Origin of the sequence: Amycolatopsis sp. WAC 01375 (genome assembly GCF_003947325.1) — a bacterium.
Classification (GTDB): Bacteria; Actinomycetota; Actinomycetes; order Mycobacteriales; family Pseudonocardiaceae; genus Amycolatopsis.
Genome location: NZ_QHHW01000020.1, coordinates 19,589 through 42,897, shown reverse-complemented (window position 1 = coordinate 42,897; position 23,309 = coordinate 19,589). Strand labels below are relative to the sequence as shown.

Here is a 23,309-nt window from a genome sequence, read left to right as displayed (position 1 = left end):
CGTTTCCTTCAGGACAGGCCGAATTCGCGATCGAGGGCGTCGAACAGCTCGTCGTCGGTGGCGCTCGCCAGGTCCGCGTCGGGTTCGGCGGGAGCGCCGCGGTCGTCGCGAAAGCGACGCAGCATCGCCTCAAGGCGGGCGGCCACCCGGTCGTGGTCGCCGTCGACCGGGGTCAGCGTGGCGAGCGCGGCGTCGAGGCGGTCCATCTCCGTCAGCACGGACCGCATCGGGTCGGTCGGGGCGATGAGCCCGTCGGCGACCACCCCGGCGACCGCGCGGGCGGTCGGGTGGTCGAAGACGAGCGTGGCGGGCAGGTCGAGGCCGGTCGCCTCGGACAGCCGCTTGCGCAGTTCGACCGCGGCGAGCGAGTCGAAACCAAGATCGGTGAACGGGTCGTCCGTGCCGACCGCGTGCGGGCCGTCGTGGCCGAGGATGTCGGCGACCTGCCCGCGCACGGCGTCCAGCACGACGCGGTCACGTTCGCCGTCGGTCAAGCCGTCGAGCCGGTCCCGCAACGACACCGGAGCCGGGGCGCTCGGTACCTCGGCGCGGGCGGCGATCTGGTCCAGTACCAGCGGCATGAGCACCGGGTCGGGCCTGCGGACCGCATCGTCGAAGACGGCGAGCGCCTGGGCGGGGGCAAGTCCGGGCGAGCCGTCGACGCTCCACGGGCCGAGCGCCAGCGACAGGCCGGGTAGCCCGGCGGCGGCGCGGTGGCGGACGAGCGCGTCTTGGAAGACGTTCGCCGCGGCGTATACGGGCTGGGCCGGGCCGGGGAGCAGACCGGCGGCGCTGTAGACGAGGACGAACGCCGACAGGTCCATGTCCCGGGTCAGCTCGTGCAGCCGCCAGGCCCGCTCGGCGCGCGGAAGCACCACGGTGTCGACGACCGCGTCGTCGGCCGCTGGGTCGGCCGCCCCGTCGGTGTGGATGACGCCCGCCAGGTCGGGCAGCTCCGGAAGATCGTCGGAGATGCGGACTTCGGCGCCCGCGGCGGTCAGTTCCGCCACGAGGTCCGGGGCGGGCGGGCCGGTGAGGATCAGCTTGCGTACTCCGTGCGCGGCTACGAGGTGTCGGGCGATCAGCGCGCCTGGACCGGTTGCGCCGCCGGTGATGAGGACCGTGCCGCCCGTGCGCCAGGGCGCGGGGTTCGCGTTGTCGGGCGCGGGAAGCAGGCGCGGGGCGAAAACACGGCCTTCCCGCAGGCCCGCCACCGGCATGCCGGTCATGGCGACGGCGGAGAGCAGGGCGTCGCTCTTGTCGTCGGTGTCGAGCAGCATGAACCGGCCGGGGTTGGCGTCCTGTGCTGACCAGCAGAGACCCCAGAGCGGCCCCTGCGCCAAGGTGATCGGGCTGTCCTCGATAACGACGCCGCGGTCGGTGGCGATGACGAGCTTGGCGTGGGCGTAGCGGGGGTCCGACAGCCACTCGTCCAGCACCTCGTGCACCTCGCGGGCCACCGCGGTCGCGGCTTCCGCGGGCGTCCCGTCCGCGTGGGGGCAACGGTAGATGACGACGGCAGGCACGGTGTCGAGCCCGCGTGCCTCCTCGATGGTGACCAAGTGCGTGCCGTCCGGGGCGGGCGGGTCGGCGAGGACCTCCCACCGCAGGCCGAACAGGGACGGGGCGGGCGAGTCGTCGGGCACGGCGACCTCCTCGGGGGTGACCGGGCCGGACACCACGGATTCCACGGTGAGCACGGGCGAGCCCGTGGCGTCGAACACGGCGACGCCCACACCGTCGTCGGGCGGCGAACTCCTCCGAACCCGGGCCGGATGTGCGCCCGGGGAGTGCAGGACGACCCGGCGCCAGCGACGAGCGATGACGCCGTCCCCGGCGAGCACGGCGTCGAGCACGGCGGGGTGTAGCCCGTACCCCGACGGGTCGATGCCGTCGGGAACGTCCACGTCCTCGCCGGTCAGGTCGACGGGCGCGTCGTCCGCGGCGGCGAGCGTGCCCACGGCGTTGCGCACCCATGACCCGCCTTCGCGGCGGGAGTGCAGGGAGACCGGCCGGACGCCGCTTTCCCCTGCCGCTCCGACCGCGACCTGGACCGAGACCAGGTGGGCGGTGACGAGCGGCCGCTCGACGGTCAGCTCGGCGAGCATGGGAGTGTCCACATAGGAACCCGCGTGCAGGGCCAGCTCGACCAGGCCTGCCGACGGGAACACGGGCACGCCGTGCACGGTGTGGTCGGCCAGCCACGGCTGGTTGGCGACGCCCAGCCTGCCGGTCAGCACGACCCCGCCGGTCTCCGGCAGGGTGACGACCGCGGCGAGCAGCGGGTGCACGGCGGCCGTCTGCCCGACGGCGGTCGCGTCGCCTGCCGCTTGCGCCTCCAGCCAGAACTCCCGGTGCCCGAACGCGTAGGTGGGCAGGTCGACGCGGCGGGCGCCGCGGCCTGCGAAGAACGCCTGCCAGTCGACGGCGTGACCGCGGGTGTGCACGGCGCCCACGGCGGTCACGACAGCGCGTTCCTCACCGCGGTCGCGGCGCAGGGCGGCGATGAATCCGCCCAGGTTCGAGTCGGCGCCCATCGCCGTGAGGACCGCATCCGGTCCCAGTTCGAAGCCGGTGCCCGTGCCGAGACGGTCCACGGCGGACAAGGCGTCGGCGAACCGCACGGGCTCGCGGACCTGGCGAACCCAGTAGCCCGGGTCGTTCCAGTCCTTGAGCAGGTCACCGGTCACCGTCGAGACGATCGGCACGGCGGGCTCGGCGAACTCCACGCCCGCGAGGACGGCGGCGAACTCGTCGAGCATCGGCTCCATCAGCGGCGAATGGAAGGCGTGCGAGACCGCGAGCCGCTTGGCCTTGCGGCCGTCGGCGACGAACCGTGCAGTGATCTCGGCGATCGCGCCGGCCTGCCCGGACAGCACGACGGAGGCTGGCCCGTTCACCGCGGCGACGCTCACCTGGTCGGTACACAGCGTCAGGGCCTCGGCCTCGGTCGCGGTCAGCGCGACCATGGCACCGCCCGGCGGCAGCGCCTGCATCAGCCTGCCGCGGGCGGCCACGACGCGGGCGGCGTCCGGCAGCGTCCAGACACCCGCGACGTGCGCGGCGGCCAGCTCGCCGATGGAATGCCCGGCCAGCAGGTCCGGCGTCACGCCCCAGGACCGGAACAACCGGTACAGCGCGACCTCGATGGCGAACAGGGCGGGCTGGGCGAACTCGGTGCGGTCGAGGGTGTCCTGGTCGTCGCCCCACACGACGTCGCGCAGCGGCCGGTCCAGATGGCGGTCCAGCTCGGCGACGACGGCGTCGAACGCCTCGGCGAACACCGGGAACACGGCCGCCAGCTCCCGTCCCATGCCCAGGCGTTGGGCGCCTTGGCCGGTGAAGAAGAACGCGAGCCCGCCGGTCGTGACCGGCTCCCCCGTCGTGACCGCGTCGAGGCCACGCGACAACTCCTCCCGGTCCGCGCCGACGACGACGGCACGGTGGCGCATCGGAGTGCGGGTGGTCGCCGCGGCGAACGCGACATCGAGCGGACGGTTCTCGGCCAGCGGCTCGCGGAGTGCGGCGGCCTGGCCGGCGAGCGTGTCCGCGGTCCGTGCCGAGATGACCAGTGGCACGACGTCACCCACTGGGTGGGCCTGCAGGCCCAGGAGAGTGAACGCGGTGTCGAGCGCCTGCGGGTCGCGGCTGCTGACGGCCGGGACGAAGACGCCGTTTTCCACGCTGGCGGGTCCCGCCGCGGACAGTACGGCTTCGGGCCCCAGCTCGACGAAGCGGGACACGCCCTCGGCGGCGAGGGTGCGCAGGGCGCCGGCGAAGCGGACGGTGGCGCGGACTTGGCGCACCCAGTAGTCGGGGTCGCACAGGTCGGTGGCGATCCTGCCGGTGACCGTCGACACCATCGGGATGCGCGGCTCATGGAAGGTCATCGACCGCGCGACCTCGGCGAGATCGGCGAGCATCGGCTCCATGAGGGCGGAGTGGAAGGCGTGCGACACGGCGAGGCGCTTGGTCTTGTGGTCCTTGAGCGCCGCGCGCGCCGCCTCGACGGCCGCTTCGGCGCCCGCCAAGACGACGGCGTCGGGGCCGTTGACGGCGGCGAGCGCGAGGTCCGGTCCGCACAGGTGCGCCACATCGGCCTCGCTCGCCTGGACCGCCAGCATCGCGCCACCCGGCGGGAGCGCGCCCATGAGTCGTCCACGCGCGGCGACGAGGCGGGCGGCGTCGGGCAAGGTCAGCACTCCGGCCACGTGCGCGGCGGCCAGCTCGCCGATCGAGTGCCCGGCCAGGAAGTCCGGCGCGGCGCCGCGCGACTCCAGCAGCCGGTAGAGCGCGACCTCGATCGCGAAGATGGCGGGCTGCGCGTACTCGGTGCGGCCGAGGGCGGAGTCGTCGTCGCCCCACATGACGTCGAGCAGCGGGGTCGCGAGGTGGTCGTCCAGTTCGGACACCGCCGCCGTGAACGCGGACGCGAACTCCGGGTACCGGTGGTACAGGTCGCGGCCCATGCCAAGGCGCTGGGCGCCCTGCCCGTTGAACAGCAGCGCGATCCGGTCGAGGGCGTCGGCCTGCTCGATGATGACATGGGCGTTGGTGCCGCTGATCCCGAAGGACGACACCCCCGCGCGCCTGGCCCGGTCGACGTGGGGCCATGGCTGTGGCTCGGCGAGCAGGGCGACCGCGCCCGATGTCCAGTCGACCTCGGGGGTGGGCTCGGTCAGGTGCAGGGTGCGCGGCAGGGCGCGGCGGCGGATGGCCTCGACCATCTTGATCACACCGGCGACCCCGGCGGCGGCCTGGGTGTGGCCGATGTTCGACTTGATCGAACCGAGCCAGAGTGGCTCGGTCCGGTTTTGGCCGTAGGTGGCGAGCAGGGCCTGTGCCTCGATCGGGTCGCCGAGGGTCGTCGCGGTGCCGTGCGCCTCCACAGCGTCCACATCGGAGGGTTCGAGCCCGGCGTCGGCCAGCGCCTGAGTGAGCACCCGCTGCTGCGCGGAGCCGTTGGGGGCGGTGAGCCCGTTGGACGCGCCGTCGGAGTTGACGGCGGTGCCGCGGACGATCGCGAGGATCGGGTGGCCGTGCCGCCGGGCGTCGGAGAGGCGTTCGATCAGCAGCAGGCCCGCGCCCTCGCCCCAGCCGGTGCCGTCGGCGGCGGCGTCGAAGGAGCGGCAGCGGCCATCCGAGGAAAGCCCGCGCTGGCGGCTGAACTCGATGAATGTGTCCATGGTGGCCATGACGGTCGCACCGCCGACGACCGCGAGCGAGCACTCGCCAGACCGCAGCGAACGAACCGCGAGGTGCAGCGCGACCAGCGACGACGAGCACGCCGTGTCCAGCGAGATCGCGGGCCCCTCCAGGCCGTAGTTGTAGGCGAGGCGGCCGGAGACGATCGAGCCGATCGCACTCGCCAGCGGGTAGTCGTGGTACATGACGCCGGTGAAGACACCGGTGTCACTGCCTCGCAGCGTGGCCGGGTCGACACCCGCCCGCTCGAACAGCTCCCAGGACAGCTCCAGCAGCAGCCGCTGCTGCGGGTCCATGCCGATCGCCTCGGCGGGCGAGATGCCGAAGAAGGCGGGGTCGAAGGCGCCGGCGTCGTGCAGGAACGCGCCGCGGCGGGTGTAGGTGCGGCCGGGGGTGCCGGGCTCGGGGTGGTAGCGGCCGTCGACGTCCCAGCCACGATTCGCCGGAAACGGGGAGGTCGCGTCGACACCATCGTCGACCAGGCGCCAGAGGTCTTCCGGCGAGCGCACGCCGCCCGGGTAGCGGCACGCCATCGCGACGATGGCGATCGGCTCGTCGGTCTTGGCGGTCACGACGGCCTGGCGGGCGACTGGAGGCGCGCTGATCCGGTCGCGTAGGTGCTCGGCGACGGCGCGGGAGCTCGGATGGTCGAACACGAGGGTGGCGGCCAGCCGCTCCCCCGTGTCCGTCTGGAGGCGGTTGCGCAGTTCGACTGCGGCGAGGGAGTCGAAGCCCAATTCGGAGAACGCGCGATCGGGCTCGACGGCGTCCGTGGTCTCATGTCCCAGCACGGTGGCGACATGGGCGCGGACGATGTCGAGCAGAGCCCGGTCGCGGTCGGCGCCGGTCAGCCCGGTCAGCCTGCGGGCCAGGTCGGAGTCGGCGGTCTGGGTCTGGCGGGCCCGGACCAGGTCACGGAGCACCGGCTGACTCGCTCCGTCGGCGCGCAGTGCCGGAATGTCGAGCTTGAGCGCGAGGACGACCGGGGTGTCGGCACGCAGAGCGCCATCGAAGAGCGCCAGACCATCCTCTTGGGACAGTGCGGGGAAGCCCTGGCGGCGCAGCCTGCTCAAGTCGGTCTCGGTCAGGTGCGCGCCCATGCCGTCGCCCGCCCAGAGACCCCAGGCGATGGCGGTGCAGGGCAGGCCCTGTGCGCGACGGTGCGCGGCGAGGGCGTCGAGGAATACGTTCGCGGTGGCGTAGTTGGCCTGGCCCGCCGCGCCGAGGACGCCGGCAGCCGAGGAGAAGACCGCGAAGACGGCGAGGTTCTCGGTGAGTTCGTGCAGGTGCCAGGCGGCGTCGGCCTTGGCGGCCAGCACGGTGTCGAGCCGTTCGGGTGTCATCGACTCGATCACCCCGTCATCGAGGACGCCCGAGCAGTGCACGACGCCGGTCAGCCGGTCGATGCCGCCTAGCAGCGCGGCGACCGCGTCCCGGTCGGCGAGATCGGCGGCGGCGATGGTGACCTCCGCGCCGAGCGCGGTCAGGTCGTCGCGGAGTTGGCCGGCACCGGGGGCGGCGGGGCCGCGGCGGGAGACCAGGTGCAGCCGTGTCACACCGTGCGCGGCGACGAGGTGGCGGGCGACGACCGCGCCGAGTCCGCCGGTGCCACCCGTGACGAGAATGGTGCCGTCAGGGTCGAGCCGTGGGGCCGAGCCGGTGGGCGCGCGGCGGGCTGCCCTTGGCACCCGGACCTCGCCCGCGCGCAGGGCGAACTCGGGCTCCCCGAGCGCCAAGGCGTCGTGCAGGGCGGCGGTGGACTCGGCGGAGCTGTCGGTGTCGACGAGGACGAACCGGCCGGGGTGTTCGGCTTCGGCGGCGCGGACGAGTCCCCAGATGGGCGCAAGGGCGGGGTCACCGGACTCGGCGGGGCCGGCCGCCATGGCCTCGGCGGTGATGACGACGAGACGGGCGGCGTGATCTTCGGCCAGCCAGCGCTGGACGAGCTCGAGAACGCGGGCGGCGCTCGCCCGGACGGCGTCGGGGACAGCACCGCCGGACCGGGTGATGGGACAGAGGACAAGCTCGGCGTCCGGGACCTCGGTGTAGCCGGGGAGTTCGAAGGGGTTCGCCTCGTTCAGCGAGGCCAGGCGGAGGGAAGCGGCGGGCTCAGGCAGGGGGACGGGGTTCCAGACCAGGCCCAACGGGGCGGTGGTGGAGCGGCCCGCGGCGATTCGGTCGGCGGTGACCGGGCGGGCCGACAGCGAGGTCACCGACAGGACCGGGCGGTCCGCCTCGTCCACCGCTGTGATCTCGGTCTTGTCCTGCCCAGCCGGGGCGAGGCGCACGCGCAGAGTGGTCGCGCCGGTCGAGTGGGCGGTCACGCCGTGCCAGGCGAACGGCAGGACCGGCCCGCTGTCCGGGCCCGCGACCAGGTCGGCGTGGAGGGCGGCGTCGAGCAAGGCCGGGTGCAGCACGCACCGGACCGCGTCGGGGTGGGTCCACTCGGGGAGGGAGACCTCGGCGAACAGAACATCGTCCTGTCGCCACAGGGCGCGCAGGCCCTGGAATGTGGCGCCGTAGGCGTAGCCACGCTCGCGCAGCAGGTCGTAGGCGTCGGCGAGGTCGAGGCGCTCGCCGCCGGGCGGGGGCCAGGCCATCGCGGCGGGGACGTCGGCGGAGCGGGAGGTCAGGGTGCCGACGGCGTGGCGTACCCACGCACCGTCCGCGACGCGGGAGTGGATGGCGACGGTGCGGCCACCGTCGGGCTCTGGGGCGCCCACCATCACCTGTAATCGGACGGACGTCACGGCGGGCACCGGCAGCGGCGCCTCCAGGGTCAGCTCCGCGAGCGTGCCCGCGTCGAGGCGTTCGCCCGCGCACAAGGCCAGTTCGACGAAGGCGGTGCCTGGGAGCAGCACCGTGCCCAGCGCGGCGTGGTCGGCCAGCCATGGGTGGGTTCGCGTCGCGATGTCGCCGACGAAGAGGTGGCCCGCGCCGTCGGCCAGCTCGGCGACGGTGGCAAGCAGCGGGTGGTCGATCGAGTCCGCCCCGTTGACGGCACGGTCGCCGCGCGTCGCGTCCATCCAGTAGCGCTTGCGCTGAAATGCGTACGTCGGAAGGTCGACCGGCACCGCGTCGGCGCCCGCGAACCAGGCCGGCCAGTTCACGGCGACGCCCTTCACCCACGCCTCGGCAAGCCCGGTGAGCAGGTCGGAGCCTGCTCCGATGACCAGGTCGGCACGGGCTTCGGCCAACGCGTCCGCCCGGCGGGACGGCTCGTGCAGGCCGCGGTACCAGTGGTCGGCGTCGAGGGTGGCCTTCTCCTCCCCTGCCAGCCCGGAGTACAGCGGAATCCGGCCTGTCGTCGTCCGCACCTGGCCCAGCAGCACCGACATCGCCTCGCGCACCGCGACCGTGGCACCCGCGCCCGCGGCGACCATCTTCGACCGCACGACCGCGATCCGCGCACCGTCCGAGAGGGACAGAAGGCCGGCGACACAAGCGGCGGCGACCTCACCGGAACGGTCGCCAAGGACGGCGTCGGGGACGACACCGAACGACCGCCACAGTTCAGCCAGCGCGACCTGGACGGCCCACGTGGCGACGCCGGCCACGTCCGGGGAGTCCGCGCCCGACCGCAGCACCCGCTCCAGATCCCAGTCGACGACGTCGGCCAGTGCCCGTCCGCACTCGGCGATCCGCGTGGCGAACGCCGGGTATGCGTCGAGCAGCGCACCCGCGTTCACCGGTTCCCCGTCGGAGTAGTCGATGAGGACCCGAGGACGGTCTGCCACGACGCCGGCGATGACGCCGGGCCGGCCGGCGGCCACCGCGTCCAGCGAGGCCAGCATTTCCTCCGGATCGGACCCGATCACCGTGGCGCGGTGCCGCAGCGCCGACCGGCTGGTCAGCGTGAGCCCGACATCGACCGGACGGAAGATGTCGCCGGTGAGGTGCTCCCGCAGCCGGGCGGCCTGCCCGCGCAGCGCAGCCGCACCCGCCCCTGACACCACCCAGGGAAACCGGTCACCGCCCACGGGGCACCCCCTTGGCATTCATTGGAAAGTGGACAACCGGAAACGTCACAGAAGGTCGCCGAACTCCGGGAAGTTCGCGACGGCGGCCTCGGCGGTCAGCGGCGCCGCGGTCGGCCCGCGCTCGATCAGCTCCAGCAGGCGGGGCGTCATCATCTCCGCCTGCGGCGTGATGAGCGTGTAGACGCCGAACAGGGCGTTGGCGACCTCGGGCTCGCTGAGCGCGGTCTGCGCCATCCGGGCCAGGAAGTCCAGTTCCTGCTGACTCGGCGGCGGCGACGGCCGCCGATTGGTGCGCACGTCGGGGAAGGCGAGGTCCTGATCCCCCGCCATCGCCCACGGCGTCTCCACCCGGGCGGCTATCGCGGCCTGCGCGGCGGCGGCCAGCCCTGGCTTGACGCCGATACTGTCCAGCTCGTCGCGCAGCGCCAAGGCTTCCTGGGCCGCAACGGACATGCCGTGCGCGTACACCGGGTTCAGCGCGGCCAGCGCGTCGCCGAGCACCACGAAGCCCTCCGGGCCATCGATCCGCTCGAAGTGGCGCCGCCGGTTGACGGTGCCGCGGTAGGGCGCCACGTCGGTGATCGGCTCGGCCTTGGCGAACAGCTCGGCGATGAGCGGGCTCGGCAGCGACCGGGCGAACTCGACGAAACCCGCGTCGTCGGTCGGTGGCTCGCCGCCGCGGGTGCCGGTCATCGTGACAATCCACCGGTCGCCCTCGATGGGGAACAGCGTGCCGCCCCGGCCGGGCTCGCCGGTCCCGGCGCGCGGCTGCACCAGCACAGCGGGTAGTTCCGGGCTGGTGCCCTTCGGCGCGGTGAACAGCCTGGTCGCGTAGGCCAGGCCGGAGTCGACGAACTCCTCGTCGACCGTGTCCACCCCCAGCTCGGCCAGCCACTCCGGCGCCTTGGAGCGCCTGCCGGTCGCGTCGACGACGAAGTCGGCGGGCAGCGCCCGCTCCACGTCGTCCGCCCCGGACACGCGGGCACCGGTCACCCGTGCGCTGTCGCCCGTGAGGCCGACGACGCGGGTGGCGGGGACGAGGCTGATCTTGGGGTCGCGCAGCACCCGGTCGCGCACCACGTGGTCGATCAGGTCGCGGCTGCACACCACGATGTACGAGGGGCCCTCGTGGCGGGGGAACCAGCCACCCGCGGAAAGGGTGAGCATGGCCCACGGCATCCCGCGCCGGTTCGCGCCTCCGGCGACGAGCGCGTCGACCGCGCCCGGCACGAGCGCGTTGAGCGCTTCCACGCCGCCCGCCATGAACATGTGGCTGTGCTTGCCCTGCGGCAGGCCGCGACGCGGCGCGGGCTCGGCGGGAAACGTGTCGCCGTCGACGACGGTGACGGTGTCGCAGTGGCGGGCCAGCGCCGCGGCGGCGAGCATCCCCGCCAGTCCACCGCCCAGCACGACGGATCCGGTCATGGTCGGGCTCCCTCTGATTCGGCCGCGCCGCGCAGCAGGATCGCCGCGACGGGGCACACGTCGACCGCCTCTTCGACGGCCTCACGCTGGTCTTCGCCGGGATGGTTGTCCCGCACGACGACCCGTCCGTCCACTTCGGACTGACTGAACACCTCGGGGGCGGCGAACACGCAGGAGCCGGTGCCGACGCACCGCTCGCGGTCCACCTCCAGGTGCGGCCGGCTCACCAGGTCACCGGCAACGCGTACATGCCATAGACGAGCGCGTCTTCCTTGAACGACAGCTCATCGAACGGCGCCGCGAGGCGCAGCCCGGGGATTCGGGCGAACAGCGTGTTGAAGACGATCTCCAACTCCAGCCGGACCAGGCTCGCGCCTGGGCACTGGTGCACGCCGCCGCCGAAGGCGACATGGCCGCGGGTGTCGCGGTGGATGTCGAAGGTGTCGCCGTCGGGGAACACGTCCTCGTCGCGGTTGGCCGAGCCGTAGAGCAGCACGACGCCCTCGCCCTCGCGGATCAGCACGTCACCGATCTTCGTGTCGGCGGTGGCGACCCGGCCGCTGGCGGAATCGTTGATGCTCAGGTAACGCAGCAGCTCGCCGATCGCCTTCGGGGTGAGCGACGGGTCGCGCTTGATCTGGTCCAGCTGGTCGGGATGGCGCAGCAGGGTGAGCGTGCCAAGGGAGATCATGTTGGCGGCGGTGTCGAAGCCGCCGAACATGAGCATGCGGGCGATGGCGACCATCTCGTGGTGCTGGAGTTCGCCGTCCTCCCTGTTCTTGCCGATGATGCGGCTGAGCAGGTCGTCAGTGGGGTGGCTTGCCTTCTCGGTGACCAGCTTGTCCAGGTGCGCTTCCATGCGCGTCTGGAGGTGGTCGAGGGCTTCGGCGTCGATGCCGCGGGTCATGGTGGCTTCGGCGTGCCGCCGGAACATGGCCGAATCCTCAGGCGGGGCGCCCATCAGCTCGGCGAACAGCAGGGTGGGGACGGGGACGGCGAGGGCCTGGACCAGGTCGATCGGGCCGCCGTCGGCCAGCATCGCGTCGATGCGGTCGTCGACGATCTGCTGCATGCGGGGGCGGAGGTCCTGCATGCGCTTGACGGTGAACTCCGGGATCAGCAGGCGCCTGCGGACCGTGTGGGCTGGGGCGTCGAGGGCGAGCAGGGGGAGTTCCACGTTGGCGAGGAAGTCCTCGGAGAGGGGGACTTGGTGGGGGTAGCCGGGGTTCTTCCAGCTGGAGCTCATGGTGGGGCTGTTGAGGACGTCCTTCACCAGGTCATGGCGGGCCACCACCCAAGCGGGCTTGCCGGTGACCGGCATGCGGACTCGCTTGACCGGCTCTTCGGCGCGGAGGCGGTCGTACTCCGGGGTGCCGCTGAATGGGCACTTGCGGGCCAGCGGGAAGGTAGGCAGATCGCTGATGCTGGGATCGACGTTGGCGAGATCAGTCATCGTTGCCTTCTCAGTCAGGGATTCCCGGTGTGTGCGAGCCATGAACGACGCTATTCGCGTAGTGGCGGTGTCCCCACCCCTAAGTGCCCCTAGGGCCTCCGCTTGGCGTGGCGCGGGCGCGTCGCTCGGGTGGTGATTCGGCGTGGCGCCGAAGGATCTTGTTTCTTGTTTCGTGCGGTGACGATGCCGGCTGAGGCCGCGAGCATTTCGCTGACTTCAAGGTAGCCAGGAAGCCTTCATGGCGAGGTTCCGGACCGCCACGGGAGCCGGCCCCGTGCGGAGTGTCCAAGGACAGGGGGCCGCTGGGTGGTCGTGAGTGTCATGTGTCGTTCTAACGCAATGCCACTCAGCTTGAGTTGATCATGAGCGGGGATCTTCAGCGGCCGCAGGTCAAGCGCTCGGTTGCCCTGCCTGACGGGAGCTGCCACGCCGAGCGTCCATTGTGGACACATTTCCTTGACTGAATGTCCGATTGATGACGAAATGGGGGGTTCTGCCAAGGGGTCGTGAGTGGCAAAGGTCGCTCTAACGCTCATTGTCACTCACGACCCCTGCACGCAGCCGCGCAAAGCACCCAAATCGGGCACACGGATCCCGATCGGTGTCCCGTGTGGACAGTCGCACGCCGGGTCCGCTGCCGGTGACTTATCCGACTTGATCAAGCAGACCGGCGGCCACTGAAGACCCCCGCTCATGATCAACTCAAGCTGAGTGGCATTGCGTTCTAACGACCCGAAACACTCACGACCACCCAGCGGCCGCGTCGCGAAAGCCACTTTCAGGACATCAGGCGTCGCGAAAGTGGCTTTCGCGACACACCTTGGCATCACGCCACCTTCGCCTTACCCCTCACTAGAACGCTCATTAACCCGGACCAGGCGCGAAACAGCCGGATATCGATACGGACTCACGGCGCGAATTCCGATGCAGGACCCTAGGGCCTCCGCTTGGCGTGGGTCGCGCACTCGGGTGGTTACGTTGCCTTCATATGCGGATTGTCTTGCCGTGCCTTGCTTTCTCTTGCCGGTCAGTTGTCGCCGAGGGCCATGGCGATCAAGTCCTCCGCGGCCAAGGTGTCCAGGTCCGCGGTGCTGGCCCCGGGGAAGGTGTCCGCAGTCGGCGGCTCGGTCGCCAAGGACAGCAGACGGTCGATGAGGCCCTCGGCGCGCAAACGTTCGATCGGGACCGAGTGCAGCAACCTGCGGATGCGGTCGTCGTCCTCCGACACCGGTTCGGACTGGGCCAGAATGGTGGCCAGTTCGTCGGCAAGCGCGTTGGCGTTGGGGTAGTCGAACACCATTGTCGCGGACAGGCGCAGACCGCTCGCCCTGTGCACCGCGTTGCGGAACTCCACCGCGGTCAGGGAGTCGAAGCCCAGTTCGCTGAACGCGCGGTCAGGTTCGATCCGTTCGGCGTCGGCGTGGCCGAGGACGATGGCCGCTTGGCCGCGGACGAAGTCGACCAACGCCGCGTGCAGGTCCGAACCTGACAGGCCCGCGATACGGGACGACAGGTCAGCGACGGCGGCCGTCTTGCGACGGGTGGGGCCGAGGGCCAGCGAACCGAGCACAGGGGGCAGGTTCTCGACAGCCGCCAGCTTCACTGGATCGACGCGCATCGGGACCACAGCGGCGCGGTCGGTCGGAGCATCGAGCAGGGCAAGGGCCTGCTCCGTGGTCAGGCTGACGATGCCGGACTCGGCCAGCCGACGGCGGTCGGTGTCGGCGAGCGCGTCCGCCATCCCCGCCGCGTCCCACGGGCCCCATGCCAGGGACCGCGCCGCCAGGCCGTGCGCCCGGCGGTGCACGGCGAGGGCGTCGAGGAAGCTGTTCGCCGCCGCGTAGTTGCCCTGGCCCGCGTTGCCGAGAACGCCTGCCGCCGAGGAGAACAGGACGAACTCGTCCAGGTCCTCGGTCAGTTCGTGCAGGACAAGCGCGGCGTCGACCTTGGGGCGCAGGACGGCCTCCACCCGCGATGGGGTGAGGCCGGTCACCAGGCCATCGTCCAGCACACCCGCCGCGTGGACGACGGCGCGCAGGTCGTCGATGCCCGCCAGCACCGCGGCCATCGCCTCGCGGTCGGCGGCGTCGCAGGCGGCGACAGTGACCGACGCGCCGAGGCCGGACAGGTCGGCGACCAACTCGGCCATGCCGGGCGCCTGGCCACCTCGCCTGCTCACCAGTACGAGGTCACGGACTCCGTGCGCGGCCACCAGGTGCCGGGCCACCAGCCCGCCGAGGGCGCCCGTCGCGCCGGTCACCAGGGTGGTGCCTGCGAAGCGCGGGGCCTCCCCGCCCGGGGCGACACGGGTCAGCCGTGGGACCCACACCGCTCCGTCTCGGACGGCGCCCTGGGGTTCGCCGGAGGCGACGACCAGGCCGACGTCCTCGGGGGCGCAGTCGGCGAGGACGAAGCGGCCGGGGTTCTCCGCCTGCGCGGACCGGATGAGACCCCAGACAGCGGCTCCGGCGAGGTCGGTGATGTCCTCGCCGTCCAACGACACCGCACCGCGGGTTCGAATGACCAAGGCGCCGCGTTCGTCGGACAGCCAGTCGCGCACGTGCTCGACCGCGCGGTGCACGGCGTCGTGCACGCCGGGTTCGATGTCCACTACCGCGGCGGGTTCGGCTCGGCTCCTGACGTCGACTTTGGACCAGGTGATCGCGTGCAGGGAGTCGACGCGCCGGGCGAGGGCGGGTGGCCGGCGCAGGACCAGCGAATCGACGCTCAGGACCGACTGTCCTGTGTGGTCGGTGACGGTCACGGCGACCTTGTCGCCGTCGACCCTCAGCCTGGCCCGGACGTCGGTGGCTGCCGTGGCGTGCGCGGACACACCGGTCCAGGCGAACGGCAGCCGCACCGAGTCCTGGTCCAGCCCCAGCGCGTGCAGACAGGCGTCGATCAGGGCGGGATGCGCCAGGAAGCCGCCTGTGACCGGCAGGGAGACCTCGGCGTAGATCTCGTCCCCGCTGCGCCAAGCCGCTCGGAGGCCCTGGAACGTCTGCCCGTAGCGCAGACCCGCTTCGGCGACCGTCTCGTAGAAGCCGCCGAGGTCGATGGGCTCGCCGGGCGGGGGCCAGCGCAGCGGGTCTGCCGTGCCGAGTGCGTCGCCGAGCATTCCGCTCGCGTGCAGGGTCCAGTCAGGTTCGCCGTCGAGCCGGGAGTGCACGGTGATCGAGCGGTCTTCGGCGACCACGACGCGCAGTGCCGCAGCACCGGTCTCGGACAGGGCGAGCGGGGCGTGCTGGGTCAGTTCGGCGAGCGCGGCGGCGCCGACTTGGCTTGCCGCGGTCAGTGCCAGGTCTACGAAACCGGTGCCAGGGAACAGGATTGTGTCGCCGAGCGCGTGGTCGCGCAGCCAGGGCTGGGCCGCGACGGAGATCTGGCCGGTCATGATCGTCTCGTCGGAACCGGGCAGTTCGACCACCGCGGTGAGCAGCGGGTGGGCGATCGGGTCCAGTCCGGCGGACGCCGCGTCGCCGAGGCCTGCCGCGCTGCCCGCCCACGCCTCACGCCAGTAGTCCTGGGCGCTCATCCAGTACCGGGAGCGCTGGAAGGCGTAGGTGGGGAGGTCGACCCGTGTCGCGCCGCGGCCCGCGAAGAACGCCTGCCAGTCGACTGCGACCCCGCGGGTGTGCGCCGTCGCCGCGGCCGTTACGACGGTGGCCGGCTCTGGCCGGTCGCGGCGCTGGACGGGCACGAAGGCCGCGTCAACGCAGGCCGAGCCGAGTCCACTGAGGACACTGTCCGGCCCGATCTCCAGGTGCGTGCGGACTCCCGCGGCGGCGGCCGTCGTTACGGCGTCGGCGAAGCGCACAGTGGCGCGGACCTGCCGAACCCAATAATCGGGATCGGCCCAGTCCACCGAACGCTCGCCGCTCACCGTCGAGATGACGGGAAGAACGGGCGCGGCCAGGGTGACTTTACCGAGCACCGCGGCGAACTCGTCGAGCATCGGGTCCATGAGCGCCGAGTGGAAGGCGTGTGAGACGGCGAGTCTCGATGTCTTGCGCCCGAGTGCGGCGAAACGCTCCTGTGCGTCCGCGATCGCCGACTCGGGGCCGGACAGCACGACGGCGCCCGGACCGTTGACCGCGGCGATGTCCACCGGACCGTCGATCTCGTCCTCGTCGGCGGCTACCGCGAGCATGGCCCCGCCATCGGGCAGCGACTGCATCAGTCTGCCCCGGGCGGCCACCACGGTGGCGGCGTCGGACAGGGTGAACACCCCGGCGACGTGCGCGGCGGCCAGTTCGCCGATCGAGTGCCCGACCACGAAGTCCGGGCGCAGGCCCCAGGACTCGACCAGCCGGTAGAGCGCCACCTCGAAGGCGAAGAGCGCGGGCTGCGCGAACTCGGTGCGATTGAGCGCGGCCTGCGCGCCACCCCACATCACCTCGCGCAGCGGTGTGTCCAGATGTTCGTCCAGTTCGGACACCGCGGCGTCGAAGGCGGCGGCGAACACCGGGAAGGTCGCGAACAGCTCTTGGCCCATGCCGACGCGCTGGGCGCCTTGTCCGGTGAACAGGAACGCGGTGCCGCCGATCTCCCTGGCGAGCCCGGTCACGACGTGCGGGGTGGTCTCACCGGCTGCCACCGCGGCCAGTCCGGCCAGCAGGCCATCGCGGTCCTCGGCGACGACGGCTGCCCGGTAGTCGTGGGCGGACCGGTGCGCCGCGGCCGTGTAGGCGAGGTCGAGCAGCGCGGTGTCACCAGCGACAGCCAGCCGCTGGGCCTGCTCGCGCAGGGCTGCCGCGGTCTTGCCTGACACGACAACCGGTACAGCCGGAAGTGGCAGCACCTCAGCGCCGGCGATGTCCTTGGCAGGCGGCTGTTCGACGATGACGTGCGCGTTGGTGCCGCTGATCCCGAATGAGGAGATCCCGGCCCGGCGCGGCCGGTCGACCGCGGGCCAGTCCCTGGGCTCGGTGAGAAGCCGCACCTGCCCGTCGGACCAGTCGACGTGCGGCGTCGGCTCGTCCACGTGCAGGGTCTGGGGCAACGTCCCGTGCGAGATGGCCTGCACCATCTTGATCACTCCGGCGACACCGGCCGCGGCCTGGGTGTGACCCATGTTCGACTTGACCGATCCCAGCCACAGCGGCTCGGACCGATCCTGCCCATACGCGCTCAGCAGTGCCCGCGCCTCGATCGGATCGCCCAGCGTCGTGGCCGTCCCGTGCGCCTCGACAGCGTCCACTTCGGACGGAGTGAGACCGCCGTCCGCCAGTGCAGCGGCGATCACCCGCTCCTGGGCGGGACCGCTCGGCGCGGTCAGCCCATTCGACGCGCCATCCTGGTTCACGGCGGTGCCCCGGACGATGGCCACCACCGGATGACCGAGGCGACGCGCATCCGAGAGCCGCTCCACCAGCAGCACGCCCGCGCCCTCGCCCCAGCCCGTGCCGTCCGCGCCCGCCGCGAACGTCCGGCAGCGTCCGTCCGGGGACAGTCCGCGCTGGCGGCTGAACTCGACGAACATCTCCGGCGTCGCCAGTACCGACACACCGCCGGCGATGGCCAGCGAGCACTCCCCGTCCCGCAGCGACCGGACAGCCAGGTGTAGTGCCACCAGCGACGACGAGCACGCCGTGTCGACGGTGATCGCCGGGCCCTGCAGACCGAACACATAGGACATCCGGCCGGACGCGATCGCGCCGGTGCTGCTGTTGGCGGCGTAGTCGTGCGACATCAGGCCCGCGAACACGCCGGTGTCGCTGCCGCGCAGGGACACCGGGTCGATGCCTGCCCGCTCGAACGCCTCCCACGCGACCTCCAGCAGCAGCCGCTGCTGCGGGTCCATGGCGCGGGCCTCGTTGGGGCTGATGCCGAAGAAGTCCGCGTCGAAGTCGGCCGCGTCGTGCAGGAACCCGCCCTGGCGCACGTAGCTGGTGTTGGGCCGCTCTCCGGTGGGGTCGTAGAGCCGCTCGACGTCCCAGCCGCGGTCGGCCGGGAAGTCCGAGACCACATCGACGCCGCCTGCCACCATCCGCCACAGGTCCTCGGGCGAGGTCGTCCCACCCGGGTAGCGGCAGGCCATCGCCACGATCGCGATCGGTTCGTCGGCGGCCGAACCGCCGGTGGTGGCCGGCCGCCCGGCGACCGCCGTTCCGGTCGACTCGGCGACGAGGTGCCGGGCCAGCGCGCGCGGGGTCGGATGATCGAACACCAGGGTGACAGGCAGCCGTCTGCCCAACGCCTCGCCGAGGTGGTTGCGGAACTCCACGGCGCTGAGCGAGTCGAAGCCCAACTCACGGAAGGCCCGCTCGGGGTCCACCGCGGAACCGGAGCCGTAGCCGAGGACCACGGCCACCCGGCCCAGCACCAGGTCCAGCGCGGCGGCGACCTGATCGGCCTCGGGCAGCCGGGCGATCGTCTCAGCGAACGAGCCACCGGTTGCCGAGCCACCCGCGGCCGTGCGGCGCACGGCAGGAACCAGCCCGCGCAGCACCGACTGCGGTGGCTCGCCGCGGGCGCGCAGACCCGCCAGGTCCAGCCTGGCGGGCACCGCGACGGCCACGCCCGCGCCGAGCGCGGCGTCGAACAGGGCCAATCCCTGCGTGGCGGCCAGCCCGAGCAAACCGTTGCGGGACATGCGGTCGCGGTCGGCGGCGTCAAGGTCGCCGGTCATGTCACCTGCCTGCTCCCAGAATCCCCACGCCAGGGCGAGTGCGGGCAGCCCGAGAGCGTGCCGGTATGCGGCCAGCCCGTCGAGGAAAGCGTTCGCGGCGGCGTAGTTGCCCTGACCGGGAGCGCCGAGGACGCCCGCCGCGGAGGAGAACAGGATGAAAGCGTCGAGGTTCAGCTCGGCTGTCAGCTCGTGCAGGACCAGCGCGGCGTCGACCTTCGACCGGAACACCGCGTCGACGCGCTCGGGGGTCAGCGAGGACACGACTCCGTCGTCACGTACGCCCGCCGCGTGCACTACGGCGCCCAGGTCGTCGATGCCTGCCAGGACCTCGGCCACCGCGGACCGGTCGGCGACATCGCAGGCCACGACCGACACCTCCGCGCCCGACGCGGCAAGGTCCGTGGTCAGCCCGGGTATGCCTGCCGCGTCCGCGCCGCGCCTGCCGAGCAGGACCAGCTTTCGGACGCCGTGCTCGCTGACGAGGTGCCGGGCGAGCAGGCCGCCGAGCAGCCCGGTCGCGCCCGTGATCAACACGGTGCGGTCGGCGTTCAGCTGCCCCGCCACACCGGGCAGGCGGGCGAGCCGGGCCGCGCGGATCTCTCCGTCCCGCACCGCCACCTGCGGCTCACCGGAGGCGAGGACGGCAGGCAGCACAGCGTCCACGTCCGTGCCCGGCTCGATGTCGATGAGGACGAACCGACCGGGGTTCTCCGACTGGGCTGAGCGAACCAGGCCCCACACGGCCGCGCCCGCCAGGTCGGTGATGTCCTCGCCGCGCACCGCGACCGCGCCATCGGTCACGATGACCACGGTGGACTCGTCGTCCGCGATCGGCTTCTGCAGCAGGGCCAGCGCCCGGTGGGCCGCGGCGTGGACCGACTCGGCATCGGTGCCCGGCGCGGAACGGAAGACCTCGAGGGCGACCGCGTCCGAGGACACCGGAGGGACCGGGACCCAGCCGAGATGGAACAAGGCGTCGTGGTGGGCGGGGCGGGCTCCCGCGGCGTCGGCCGCGGGCCGCAGTGCCAGTGTCTCGATGGTGGCGACCGGCGCGCCGGTCGCGTCGGACACCGCCACCCGCGCGACGCCCTCACGCAGTGGCGTCAGCCGTACCCGCAAGCTGCTCGCCCCGACCGCGTGCAGGGCCACGCGGGACCAGGCGAACGGCAGGGCAGCGGCATTGCCGACGACGTCGGTCAGCGCGACGGTGTGCAGGGCGGCGTCCAGCAGCGCCGGATGCAGGCCGAACCGGGCGGCCTGGTCGGCGGCGGCCGGAGGCAGCACGACCTCGGCGAGCACGTCGCCGCCGTCGCGCCAGGCCGCGGTCAGCCCCTGGAACACCGGGCCGTAGGCCAAGCCCGCGGCGGCGAGGTCGTCGTAGATGCCGTCGACCGGCAACGCGGTCGCGCCCGGCGGCGGCCACACCGTGTCTTCCGTGGCGGGGGCCGTCGCGCCGGTCGTGAGCACGCCGTCGGCGTGCTGGGTCCAGGGCAGGTCGTCGGGGGCGTCCTCGGCGCGGGAGTACACGGCGACCCGCCGCGCGCTGCCCTCCGGCTCGGCCACGACGACCTGTACGCGCACGGCCCCGCGCCGGGGCAGCTCGAGCGGCGCGGACAGCGTCAGTTCCTCGACCAGGTCACACCCGGCCTGGTCACCCGCGCGCAGCGCGAGTTCGACGAAGCCCGTGCCCGGAAAGAACACGTTGTCGCCCACTTGGTGGTCGGCGAGCCAGGGGTGCGTGGCGAGGGAGAGCCGCCCGGTCATGGCGATTCCCCCGCCCGGCGCCGACAGGACGGCGCCGAGAAGCGGGTGGCCTGCCGCCGCCAGTCCCGCCCCGGCCACGTCGGCGACGGCGCCGGGAACCGGCTCCAGCCAGTGGCGGTCGCGGCGGAACGGGTACGTCGGCAGATCCACCCGCCGGCCGGGGCGGAGGGCGACGAGTCGAGTCCAGTCGACGCGGGCACCCCGCACCCAAGCCTCGGCCAACGCCGCGGCGAAGCGATCCAACCCGCCTTCGCCACGGCGCAGCGATCCGATCGCCGCGCCCTGGGCGCCGAGGTCGGCGAAGGTTTCCTCAAGACCGACCCGGAGCCCCGGGTGCGGGCTCGACTCGACGAATACGCCGTACCCGTCGGCGACCAACGCGCGGGTGGCGTCCTCGAACAGCACGGTCTGACGGAGGTTGCGGTACCAGTAGTCGGCGTCCAGCGAGGCGGTGTCGATCGGCGCTCCCGCCACCGTCGAGTAAAACGCCACGGCCGCGGTGCGCGGCCGCACCGGGGCCAGCACATCGAGCAGGCGCTCGCGGATGCCCTCGACGAACATCGAGTGTGACGCGTAGTCCACCGGGATCACCCGGGCCCGCACGCCGTCGGCCTCCAACCGGTCGCGCAGCTCGTGCAGGGCGTCGACGTGCCCGCAGACCACGGCGGAACCGGGACCGTTGACCGCGGCCATCGACAGCCGGTCGGCGTAGGCCGCCAACCGCTCGCGAGTGTCCGAAGCAGACAGTGCGACGGACATCATCCCGCCGAGCCCGGCCAGTTCCTCGGCGATCACCTGGCTGCGCAGCGCGACGACGCGTGCGCCGTCGGACAGGGTGAGTGCGCCGGCGACACAGGCCGCGGCGATCTCGCCCTGCGAGTGGCCGACGACAGCCTCCGGCGCGACGCCGAAGTGCTCCCACAGCGCGGACAACGAGACCATGACCGCCCAGAGGGCGGGTTGCACGACGTCCACCCGGTCGTAGCCGGGGGCCCCGTCGAGCCCGCGGATGACGTCGATCAGGTCCCAGTCGACGAACTCGCGCAGCGCGTCCGCGCACTCGGCCATGCGGCGGGCGAAGGTGGGCGCGGTGTCCAGCAGGTCCACCGCCATGCCCGCCCACTGCGAGCCCTGGCCGGGAAAGACGAACGCGACGCGGTTCGCGTTCGGGCGATGCACCGAGCCGCGCACGACGCTCGGGGCGACCGCGTCCGCGGCCAAGGCGTCGAGCCCGGCGCGCAGGTCGGCGGTGGTGGCGCCGAGCACGACGGCGCGGTGGTCAAGGCCCGCCCGGGTGGTGGCCAGCGCGTGGGCGACGTCGGTGGGGTCGGCGTCGACGGTCGCCAACGCACTTGCCTGCGCCCGCAGGCCGTCGGCGTCGCGGCCGGACAGCGGCCACGGCACTACCGGAGTCGCGACCGGGTCCGGGTCCGAGTCGGCGGGCACGTCCACCGCGAGCTGTGCCTGTTCGATGATCACATGCGCATTGGTGCCGCTGACGCCGAAGGAGGACACGCCCGCGCGGCGCGGCCGATCGGCCTCCCACAGACGGGACTCGGTCAGCAGCCGCACCGCGCCTGCCGTCCAGTCCACATGCGACGATGGCTCGGTGACATGCAGGGTGGGCGGCATGACCCCGGCGCGCAGGGCCATCACGGTCTTGATGACCGCGCCAACGCCCGCCGCGGCTTGGGTGTGGCCGATGTTGGACTTGAGCGAACCCAGCCACAGCGGCTGGTCGGCGGCGCGCCCCTGACCGTAGGTGGCAAGCAGTGCCTGTGCCTCGATCGGGTCGCCCAGGGTGGTGCCGGTGCCGTGTGCTTCGACCAAGTCGACGTCGCCGGCCTCAAGACCCGCGTTGGCCAGCGCATGGCGAATCACCCGCTGCTGGGACGGCCCGTTCGGCGCGGTGAGCCCGTTGGACGCGCCGTCGGAGTTGACCGCCGAGCCGCGCAGCACGGCCAGCACCTGGTGGCCGTTGCGCTCGGCCTCGGAGAGCCGCTCCAGCACCAGCAGACCGGCGCCTTCGCCCCAGCCGGTGCCGTCGGCGGTGTCGGAAAACGCTTTGCAGCGCCCGTCCCGGGCCAGCGCGCTCTGCTTGGAGAAAGCGACGAAGACCCCGGGTGTGCTGATCACCGTCGCACCGCCGGCCAGCGCCAGGGTGCACTCCCGCTGGCGCAGCGCCTGCGCCGCCAGGTGCAAGGAGACAAGCGACGATGAGCAGGCGGTGTCGACGGTGACCGACGGGCCCTCGAGGCCGAGGGTGTAGGAGATCCGTCCAGAAAGGACGGCGGCGGCGGTCGCGGTCGCGCCGTAGGCCGCCGTGCCCTCCGGGTCACGCTCGTGCAGGTACTCGTAGTCCTGCGCGCCCGTGCCGACGAACACGCCGACGCGCTCGCCGCGCAGCGCGTCCGGCGGGATGGCGGCTCGCTCGCATGCCTCCCACGCCAACTCCAGCAGCATCCGCTGCTGCGGGTCCATGGCCACGGCTTCGCGCGGGGAGATGCCGAAGAAGCCGGCGTCGAAGCTGCCCGCGTCGGCGAGGAACCCGCCTTCGCGCACATAGCTCGATCGCGACGGGTCGTCGGAGAACAGCGCGTCGAGGTCCCAGCCGCGGTCGTCCGGGAAGGAGCCGATGGCGTCGCCGCCCTCGGCCACCAGCCGCCACAGGTCCTCCGGCGAGCGGACGCCGCCGGGGTAGCGGCAGCTCATCCCGACGATCGCGATCGGCTCCCTTTCGGCGCCCTCGGCCGCGCGCAGCCGCGCGCGAGCCTGGTGCAGTTCCGCGCTGACCTTTTTCAGGTAGTCGAGCAGCTTCGCGTCTGTCGCCATGGTCATCACCCAATCGCGG

5 protein-coding genes are annotated in these 23,309 nt (G+C 72.6%); all 5 read right to left on the bottom strand.

The window, feature by feature from the left end; genetic code table 11:
* Positions 1 to 8: 8 nt before the first annotated feature.
* The gene (locus tag DL991_RS42575; RefSeq protein ID WP_158634398.1) at positions 9 to 9,185 is read right to left on the bottom strand and encodes a type I polyketide synthase; all 9,177 of its coding nucleotides are present in this window, start codon (positions 9,183 to 9,185) and stop codon (positions 9 to 11) included.
* A 45-nt stretch (positions 9,186 to 9,230) separates the two neighbouring features.
* Positions 9,231 to 10,610, bottom strand: a complete 1,380-nt coding sequence (locus DL991_RS09995) for an NAD(P)/FAD-dependent oxidoreductase (RefSeq protein WP_125783290.1) — start codon at positions 10,608 to 10,610, stop codon at positions 9,231 to 9,233.
* Complete coding sequence (locus tag DL991_RS09990; RefSeq protein ID WP_233598764.1) at positions 10,607 to 10,837, bottom strand: ferredoxin; 231 nt, start codon at positions 10,835 to 10,837, stop codon at positions 10,607 to 10,609. The genes DL991_RS09995 and DL991_RS09990 overlap by 4 nt, the downstream gene beginning before the upstream one ends.
* A complete protein-coding gene (locus DL991_RS09985; RefSeq protein WP_125783286.1) occupies positions 10,834 to 12,063 on the bottom strand; it encodes a cytochrome P450 in 1,230 nt (409 codons plus the stop codon). The genes DL991_RS09990 and DL991_RS09985 overlap by 4 nt, the downstream gene beginning before the upstream one ends.
* 1,027 nt (positions 12,064 to 13,090) lie before the next feature.
* Positions 13,091 to 23,290 (bottom strand): type I polyketide synthase, encoded by a 10,200-nt coding sequence (locus tag DL991_RS09980; protein WP_125783285.1) that lies wholly within the window; start codon positions 23,288 to 23,290, stop codon positions 13,091 to 13,093.
* Between the last annotated feature and the right edge of the window lie 19 nt (positions 23,291 to 23,309).

What these genes read in the sequence shown, in the direction of transcription:
- DL991_RS09995 (WP_125783290.1), bottom strand. Translation starts at nt 10,610, where the DNA reads ATGACCGGATCCGTCGTGCTGGGCGGTGGACTGGCGGGGATGCTCGCC.
- DL991_RS09985 (WP_125783286.1), bottom strand. Translation starts at nt 12,063, where the DNA reads ATGACTGATCTCGCCAACGTCGATCCCAGCATCAGCGATCTGCCTACC.
- DL991_RS09980 (WP_125783285.1), bottom strand. Translation starts at nt 23,290, where the DNA reads ATGGCGACAGACGCGAAGCTGCTCGACTACCTGAAAAAGGTCAGCGCG.